We start from the raw sequence: 2,787 nt of genomic DNA, 5'->3' as shown, positions 1-2,787 counted from the left end.
CCACGGGTTTAACTCCTGCTTGTTACCGTTTCATTCGATCGAAACCGAATGTCGTTTTGGTGTCTGATTCGGTAAGGAACCGGGAGCACCATCTGCGTAGGCTGATGGTTTAAGACTTGCGCCGCCTACGGTCTTGGATAGCCCCCGCCAGGCAGGGACCCCAATTTTTCAATTGACGCGATCTCTCGCGCCAATCCGTGTCTTACGCGTCCAGCGAGCTCTGGTCGATAACCAGACCTGGGCCCATAGTGGTGCTCAGGGTAACGCGCTTGACGTAGATACCTTTCGAAGAAGCTGGCTTGATACGCTTCAGGTCAGCGATCAGGGCTTCAACGTTTTCCTTCAGCTTGACGGCGTCGAAACCGATCTTGCCAACGGAGGTGTGGATGATGCCGTTTTTGTCGGTGCGATAACGAACCTGACCAGCCTTGGCGTTTTTAACCGCGGTAGCTACGTCTGGAGTCACGGTACCAACTTTAGGGTTAGGCATCAGACCACGTGGACCGAGGATCTGACCCAACTGACCAACAACGCGCATAGCATCCGGAGATGCGATAACTACGTCGTAGTTCAGGTCGCCGCCTTTCATTTCGGCAGCCAGGTCGTCCATGCCTACACGGTCAGCGCCGGCAGCCAAAGCGGCCTCGGCAGCTGGACCCTGGGTGAACACTGCAACGCGAACAGTCTTGCCAGTGCCGTGCGGCAGCACGGTAGCGCTACGAACAACCTGGTCAGATTTACGCGGGTCTACACCCAGGTTTACAGCAACGTCGAACGACTCGCTGAACTTGACAGTCGACAGCTCAGCCAGCAGAGCAGCAGCGTCTACAATGTTGTAGGCCTTGCCTGCTTCGATTTTGCTGGCGATAGCCTTTTGACGCTTGGTCAGCTTAGCCATTACACACCCTCCACGTTAAGGCCCATGCTACGAGCAGAACCGGCGATAGTACGCACGGCTGCATCCATATCAGCTGCAGTCAGATCCGCGTATTTGGTTTTCGCGATTTCTTCCAGCTGAGCACGGGTAACGGTGCCAACCTTAACGGTGTTCGGACGAGCGGAGCCGCTGGTCAGACCGGCCGCCTTCTTCAGCAGAACCGAAGCAGGGGTGGATTTGGTTTCGAAAGTGAAGCTACGGTCGCTGTAGACAGTGATGATCACTGGAGTCGGAAGACCTGGCTCAAGACCCTGAGTACGGGCGTTGAAGGCCTTGCAGAATTCCATGATGTTCACGCCGTGCTTACCCAGATCAGGACCAACAGGTGGGCTTGGGTTAGCCTGAGCGGCCTTCACTTGCAGCTTGATGTAAGCGGTAATCTTCTTGGCCATGAGGCACTCCAATTACGGGTTCGAACGCCTCTAAAGGCTCCCCGGTTACTTGCGCGTTTATCCCAGTGACGACAAAACCCCACAACCTAGGGCTGCGGGGTTGGGATTACTTGTCCAGTTAGACCTTTTCGACCTGACTGAACTCGAGCTCCACCGGAGTAGAGCGTCCGAAAATGAGCACCGCCACTTGGATCCGGCTCTTTTCGTAGTTAACTTCTTCCACAACGCCGTTGAAATCGGCGAATGGACCGTCATTGACACGTACCGTCTCGCCTGGCTCGAACAACGTCTTCGGCTTCGGCTTGTCGCTACCGTCAGCAACGCGACGCAGAATCGCTTCTGCCTCTTTATCAGTAATTGGCGCAGGCTTGTCAGCGGTCCCGCCGATGAAACCCATCACCCGAGGAGTATCCTTGACCAAGTGCCAAGTACCCTCATTCATATCCATCTGGACCAGCACATAGCCAGGGAAGAACTTGCGCTCGCTTTTGCGCTTCTGGCCGTTGCGCATCTCAACCACTTCTTCAGTGGGAACCAGAATCTCGCCGAAGCCATCTTCCATGCCAGCCAGCTTTACGCGCTCGATCAGCGAGCGCATCACATGCTTCTCGTAACCCGAGTAAGCATGCACAACATACCAACGCTTAGCCACGGGACACCCTTAGCCGACAATCAAGGAAACAAGCCAACCGAGCAGGGAATCTAGACCCCACAACAGCAACGCCATAACCAGAACAACAGCCACGACAATCAGCGTGGTCTGCGTGGTTTCTTGGCGCGTTGGCCACACGACTTTACGAATCTCGGTGCGAGCTTCCTTAACCAGTACAAAGAAAGACTTGCCCTTCGCGGTTTGCAGGCCTACAAAGGCAGCTACAGCAGCGATGACAAGCAAAGCGAGTACACGGTACAGGATCGGCGAAGCAGCGTAATACTGATTGCCAACAACGCCAACAACTACCAAAGCGACTACTACAAGCCACTTGAGCAGATCGAAGCGAGAGCCTTGAGCTTCAGCCTTAGGAGTCATCTATGAAGATCCTGTGAAAAGAAAGCCAGACACACCAAGTGAATCTGGCAGGTCAGGAGGGAATCTAACCCCCAACCTACGGTTTTGGAGACCGTCGCTCTGCCAATTGAGCTACTGACCTAAAACAAAATCAGGCCGACCATTATGCCGGCCCGAAAAATACATTACAACCGCTTATTCGATGATTTTGGCTACGACGCCAGCGCCGACGGTACGACCGCCTTCACGGATAGCGAAACGCAGACCGTCTTCCATCGCGATGGTTTTGATCAGGGTAACAGTCATCTGAATGTTGTCACCTGGCATTACCATTTCAACGCCTTCTGGCAGCTCGCAGTTACTAGTTACTTAATTAGTAAGTTAGTATTAGTGTGGTGTTTTGAATTTGTTGTTCTGATTGTGTAGTTCTCGTTGTTCGTTTTTTATTT

At 53.5% G+C, this 2,787-nt stretch carries 4 protein-coding genes, 1 tRNA gene and 1 pseudogene; all 6 read right to left on the bottom strand.

What is annotated here, in order from left to right:
* Window positions 1–202: 202 nt before the first annotated feature.
* Window positions 203–898, bottom strand: coding sequence for a 50S ribosomal protein L1 (rplA, locus tag ACIGDJ_RS28025; protein ID WP_397480317.1), 696 nt, complete (start codon window positions 896–898; stop codon window positions 203–205).
* Window positions 898–1,329 (bottom strand): 50S ribosomal protein L11, encoded by a 432-nt coding sequence (gene rplK, locus ACIGDJ_RS28020; protein ID WP_397504706.1) that lies wholly within the window; start codon window positions 1,327–1,329, stop codon window positions 898–900. Before rplK ends, rplA begins: the two co-directional genes overlap by 1 nt.
* A 118-nt stretch (window positions 1,330–1,447) precedes the next feature.
* Window positions 1,448–1,981, bottom strand: coding sequence for a transcription termination/antitermination protein NusG (gene nusG / locus ACIGDJ_RS28015; RefSeq protein ID WP_007957598.1), 534 nt, complete (start codon window positions 1,979–1,981; stop codon window positions 1,448–1,450).
* 9 nt (window positions 1,982–1,990) lie between these two features.
* Window positions 1,991–2,359, bottom strand: a complete 369-nt coding sequence (gene secE / locus ACIGDJ_RS28010) for a preprotein translocase subunit SecE (RefSeq protein ID WP_064589465.1) — start codon at window positions 2,357–2,359, stop codon at window positions 1,991–1,993.
* Between the two features lie 45 nt (window positions 2,360–2,404).
* Window positions 2,405–2,480 (bottom strand) — tRNA-Trp (locus tag ACIGDJ_RS28005).
* Window positions 2,481–2,533: 53 nt separating this feature from the next.
* Window positions 2,534–2,707: pseudogene (locus tag ACIGDJ_RS28000) on the bottom strand (elongation factor Tu); the annotation flags it as partial.
* Between the last annotated feature and the right edge of the window lie 80 nt (window positions 2,708–2,787).

The organism is Pseudomonas sp. NPDC079367 (assembly GCF_044542195.1).
Taxonomy (GTDB): domain Bacteria; phylum Pseudomonadota; class Gammaproteobacteria; order Pseudomonadales; family Pseudomonadaceae; genus Aquipseudomonas.
The sequence above is the reverse complement of the archived record's forward strand: the minus strand, read 5'-3'. Positions and strand labels throughout refer to the sequence as shown.